The organism is Bacteroidota bacterium (genome assembly GCA_037133915.1).
In the GTDB taxonomy this organism is placed as follows: domain Bacteria; phylum Bacteroidota; class Bacteroidia; order Bacteroidales; family CAIWKO01; genus JBAXND01.
On record JBAXND010000096.1, the window covers coordinates 1 to 6,056 of the forward strand.

At 41.5% G+C, this 6,056-nt stretch carries 1 protein-coding gene; it reads right to left on the bottom strand.

Going from position 1 to position 6,056, the window contains the following annotated elements; genetic code table 11:
- Positions 1–668 precede the first annotated feature (668 nt).
- A complete protein-coding gene (locus WCM76_16560; protein ID MEI6767244.1) occupies positions 669–5,915 on the bottom strand; it encodes a PAS domain S-box protein in 5,247 nt (1,748 codons plus the stop codon).
- Positions 5,916–6,056: the final 141 nt, after the last annotated feature.

The following is a 6,056-nucleotide window of genomic DNA, read 5'->3' on the forward strand; positions in this document are numbered from 1 at the left end:
GGTGGACCAGTTTGCCGCGGAATGAGTGGACTACTATGTGCGGAATATCCACTTATCTCATATAAGCATTCCTGACCGGGAAATGCTTAGCAATTCCATGGTTGTATTGTGGGGTAGAATAAATCACCCTCGTAAGAATTGTTTTTTGTGAGAGGCGGGAAACCTGTTACCTGCATCTGAAGAGATGAGGCAAAAATAATGTCAGGTATTCCTGAAATCCTAATTTTTCCTGATAAAAATCATAAATCGCTATTTTTCAAGACAATACCATACTTAACTACCTATATATATCGGTTCATTATGGGAAAATTAAAAAAAATGAATTGTTCATATAGGTTGTATAACCTATTCAACAACTGATATAAACACACAGTAAGTAAGTACTTTGCGCGAAGTCCTATAACTTTTTACAAAAAAAGTCAGCTTATGAAAATTTCCAGAAACGGGAAAAACAAGAGCGCTATCAATTTTTCTGCCAAGATAAAAAACGGTTAATTTTTTCTTAGAGTTTGCACTATAGACAGAGCCAAAAGAGGCTCGAAGATTTTTTTCTTTATCTCTCAATTGAAAAATCCGGTATCGTTAATGTTGAGTTTATATAAGTTCACAAAGAAAAAAAAGGCCGGAGCAGGAACGCTTCGGCCGGTCAAAAAAGTTATTCAGCAACCCTATTTTTGCTGTCTGAAAATCCCATCGAGCATTTTTGTAATCTCGCTGCCTTCAAATGGTTTTGCAAGATAGTGCGTACAGCCACCTTCGTACAACGATTGTTTTTCGCTGAAGGTTGTATATCCGGTAAGTGCAATCACAGGTACTTTTTCATAGCCCGTAATTTTCCGAATCTGCCGTGTTGCCTCCAATCCATCGATGCCCGGACCCAGGTTTATATCCATTAAAATGGCATCAAATATTTTTGTTTTGGCAAGCTCAATACCTGCAAGTCCGCTTGTAGCGTATTCAACCCGAGCTGTCTTTTTCAAGTAAATAAGAGTCAGATCAATGTTTATCTGGTTATCTTCAACCAGCAAAACCAGTGGAAGCTTTTCTTGCTTAGCAATTTCTTTCTGTGCACTGCCGGCTTCTTTTTCAGGTTTGGCAGGCATTTCTGTAACATCAGCCTGTTTCTTTTCAATAGCCAGAAACCACACCTTGAATTCCGAACCTTTTTCCAATTCACTCTCGACCGTGATGCGGCCGTTCATCAGCTCGATTACTTTTTTGCAAAGAGACAAACCCAGTCCGCTGCCTTCATAGCTTCGGGTGTGGCCTTCGCTTACCTGTCTGAATTCTTTAAAAATTACCTGATTATTTTCTTCAGCAATACCAATTCCGGTGTCCTTTACAGATATCACCACCCATTTGTGACCATCGTCTTCTACTATTGAATTCGAAACGGTAACACTGCCTTTTTTGGTGAATTTTACAGCATTCTCAACGATGTTAGACATTGCCTGAATGAAGAAATTCTCATCAATCAGCGCACACATTCCTTCGGTAAGATTTATTTTGAATTCCAGTTTTTTCTGTTTAGCGGCATTTTCAAATGAAAGTGCTACCGGTTTTATTTTAGCGCCCAAGTCAGCTTCTACCATGCGTATAGAAGCCTTGTTGGCTTCAAGCTGCGACAGGCTCAGAATGGAATTCAAGGTGGTCATAAGGCGTTTGCCCGAAGCCAGAATATTCAGCGCCATTGATTTGGGAACCGGCTCTATCATTTCCTGCGACAGCAGTGATGCAAAACCAAGAATACCGGTCATGGGTGTACGCAGCTCGTGGCTCATATTTGCCAGCAGCGAAGATTTAAGACGGTCGGATTCCTCTGCTTTTTCTTTCGCACGGAAGAGTTCGTCTTCGGCCTGTTTACGATGAATAAGAATGGCAATCTGCTCAGAAACAAAAACGAGCATTTCCATTTCTTCTTTTGAATAGCGAACACCTTCAGAATAGCTCTGAACGCCAACCAATCCGATAACTTTATCACGGGTTTTAAGCGGAACGCCCAGCCAGTCGTTTGATTTAGAGCCAATGAATTCGATTTCGCCTTCTGTTCTCAGTACTTCGAGACTTTCCTGATTCGCCAAAAACGGTTTTCCGTGCCTCAATACATATTCGGAAAGTCCTTTGCCGAGCTTGCGCGGTTTGGGCGGACTATCGTGTTCATCAACAAAATACGGGAATGCCAGCAATTCGGTTTCAACATCATACAATGCGATATAGAAATTTTTGGCAGGCATCAGCTCTTCCACTATCTGGTGCACCGAACGGTATAAATCTTCGGTGCTTTGAGCCGTGTGAATGAGCTGTGATATTTTAAATGTTGCGGCTCTCGCTTTTTCGGCTTTTTTAAGGTCGGTAATGTCGCGATACGAATTAGAAACAGCGGGCTTGCCGTTATACTCAAGGAATGAGCCGTTGACAAGCATATTTATTTCTTCTTTGTTTCGGCGCAGATGTACGGTTTCAAAATTCTTTAATTTATGCCCTTTCGTAACGTCATCGACCTGCACCAAATCAAAATCAATATCAGCCGTAAGCTGTTTCAAAAACATTTCTGAAAGTTCCTCCCGGGTATAGCCATATACTTCCGCGGCCTTACTGTTTGCCGCAACAATTTTAGCATCGGCAGGGTCAATAATAAGGATGGCATCATTGGCATTTTCAAACAGATTACGATATTGCTGTTCGGAAGTTTTAAGCGCTTCCTCAAATTTCTTTTGCGTTGAAATATCGCGTGAGAACTGACCGATTATAAATGTTTCTTTTGTTTTGATTGGGAAAATAGAAACCTGAATGTGTTTATGTTTTCCGTCGCGGCTGGTAATTACGCTTTCGGTATTCTGATATTTTACGGGTATCTGACGGTTCATTAAAATATCCAGTTCAACCTGTTTCAGGCGTTCGTAGCGTTCGGTATTTCGTTTATCGAGCGGTACCATTGAATATTCTACATCCCATTGATATTTGCCAATAATTTCTTCTTTGCGGAAGCCGCTTATGCGTTCCATTCCGCGATTCCATTCTATAACTTTACCATCGTTACCTATAAGTGCGATACCGTCAACGCTCTGTTCTACCACGGAGCGAAATTTATCTTCACTGTCGGCAAGAGCAGTTTCAGTACTTACCCGATTATTTATTTCTTCTTTCAGCTGTTCAATAATATCCTGCAACAGGTTTGTTCTTTCAATAACGCGCTGTTCGAGTTCGGTGTTCAGCTTATTAATTTCGCGCTCTGTTTTCTTTATTTCAGTAATATCACGGATAATACCCACAATGTAGCGTTGCCCCATATTATCCACATACCGCATTTTTTTTGTGGTAATGGTGCGGACATTTTTCAGAACCGTAATTTCTTCTTCGTTCAGATTTTCTTCACCCGTATCAAGAACCAGTTGGTCGTATTTCCAAAAAACTTCCACCTGATTTTTCGGAAAAAAATCGGGGTCGGATTTGCCCAGTATCATTTCACGGGGTTTCCCAAGCATTTGGCAAAATGCATCGTTTACCAATACCCAGCAATGATCGCTGTCTTTTACAAACAATGGATCGGCAATACTGTTTAGTAAGTCGGTGAGGTATTGTTCCTGCTCTCTCAACGCTTGCTGGGCTATCATATTTGTTGTGATTTCGCGAGCCAGAGCAAGTACTTCGTTATCGTTTACCTTTACGAGACGTGTCTCAAAAAACTTAATCTGATTTTTGATTTCTGCCTGATAATTAAAGTAAACGATTTGACCGGTATCAAAGCATTCTTTTAGTTTACCTACTGCCTGTATTGCAACATCGGCCGGAAAAGCTTCGGTAAGATTGGCACCAATAATCCTTTCGGGAGGCAACAGTAAATCTTCAACTTTTGTTGTATAATAATCGATAAAGTTTCCGTCTTTATCCAATCGGAACAACAAGTCGGGAATAGCTTGTAATGTCGCGCGATTATTCATTTCACTTTTTCGCAAAGCGTCGTTCATCAATTTTTGATCTGTTGCATCGGAGAAGAAGAACAAGCCGGCCGGTCGGCCTTTATGCTCAATATTATTAGCGGCATAGTCTATCCATGCATCCTTTCCGCTTTTAGTAACGAGGCGCAATTCGCCAACAGGCGTAACTTCTTCGCCTTTCTGCCGTGCAATGCCTTTTTCTTTGGCAAATTCTCTGAAGTCGGGATGAAAGATTTCCCAAAAATTCATCTGGTATAATTCACCGGCGGCATATTCAGTAATACGTTCAGCGGCCGGATTAGCATAAATCCATTTATCATCCTGAAAAATCATGATGGCCATCGAAGCGCTTTCCGTGAGCTTTCTGAATTTTTCTTCGCTTTCGCGGATAGCCTTTTCCTGATTGAATTTTTCGGTCACATCTCTGAACACCATTACAACTCCGAGCACTTCGCCATTGTCTCTGCGAATGGGCGCCGCGCTGTCGGCAATCTGATACACCAGTCCTGAGCGCGATATCAGCTCCACATGATTTGGCATTTCAATGATACGTCCTTCAGTAATAACTTTTTCAACAGGATTCGCAATTGCTTCGCCTGAATAAGAATTACGGAGTTTCAGAACGTCAATCAGGCGCCTGTTCAAGGCTTCTTCTTTTGTCCAGCCGGTCATTCGTTCTGCCACAATATTCATGCGTGTTATTACGCCGTTTATTCCTGTTGTAATAACAGCATCGCCAATGCTGTCGAGCGTAATCGAAAGGTTTTCCTGACTTTCCTTTAAGGCTTCTTCAGCAAACTTAAGGTTAGTAATATCTTCTACGGTTCCTTCAATATAACTTACAACACCCTGAGTATCTCTGAATACTTTTGCATTTTCCCGAACATACAGCAGTGAACCGTCCTTTTTCTTCCAAACGCTTTCAAATCCTTTCACCTGCTCATATTTTTCCAGTTTATCTCTGAAAAATTTACGGTACAGATCATCGGAATAGCCCGATTGCCCAATGTCGTGCGATGACATTTCGCTGAATGTTGAAAAGCCGAGCATGTGTATCAGCTCCTGATTGGCCATCAACAACTTTCCTTCGGGCGATGAGAGGTAAATACCTAAAACGGAATTTTCAAAAAGACTTTTATATCGTTCTTCACTTTCTTTAAGTGCAATGGCTGCAAGCTTTGTAGCTGTGACATCGGCCATCATTCCCTGCATTCTTTCAGCCTTGCCATCGGCCCCCGGAATGTAAAATCCCCGGTCGCGTATAAATAAATAATCGCCGGATTTATGCAGGAAGCGATACTCCGCGTCATAAGGCTTACTGATATCGCTCGGTGGTTCGAGTCCTACAAGAGCTTTGGAGCGGTCGTCGGGATGAACAAGTTCTCCCCAGGTTTCTACATTGCCCATTTCTGCGGCTGTGTATCCCGTAACCTCTTTTGTATTTCCGCCCCAACTAATACTTCCTGTTGCGATATCATAATCATATACCACCTGTCCCGACGATGCAACAATGTTTTCATATTTGTTTTTCCATCGGGCAATTTCTTCTTCTGCTGCCGTTTCAGCGGTAATATCGCGTGCAATTGCGAACACCGATATTACCTTTTCATGCTCATCAAATTCGGGGATGAAACGCCAGTCAAAAATAAAACGGCTGTCTTTTCCATCAATAGCAAGTTCAAGGTGTTGAAGGCTTCCGGATGAAAAAACAGTGTCAATTGTTTCAGTAAGACGGTCAATCATTTCGACCGGAAACTTTGTTTCGTGCAGTGTTTTTCCGATGTATTCGGAAGGCGCTAAACCTGTAACACGACTGATGGAATTATTAATAAACTGGAGGCTGCACTGCTTATCAAAACGCACAATGATATCAGAAGAACTATTCAAAAATGTCGAATCTTCAGTACCGTCTTTGTCTGCATTCTCTGCTTTTCCTGACTTCAATGATTCCAGTTCCGAACGAAGAAACTGTATCATCCCGATTAGGTCAGATTTCGACTTTTTATCATCACTCATAACATTACATAAATAGGGAACAATAAAAATAGGTCAAATTTTGAAACCGGGCAAGCAAATAATAAATTCACTTCCTTTTCCGAATTCACTTTTTACAGAAAT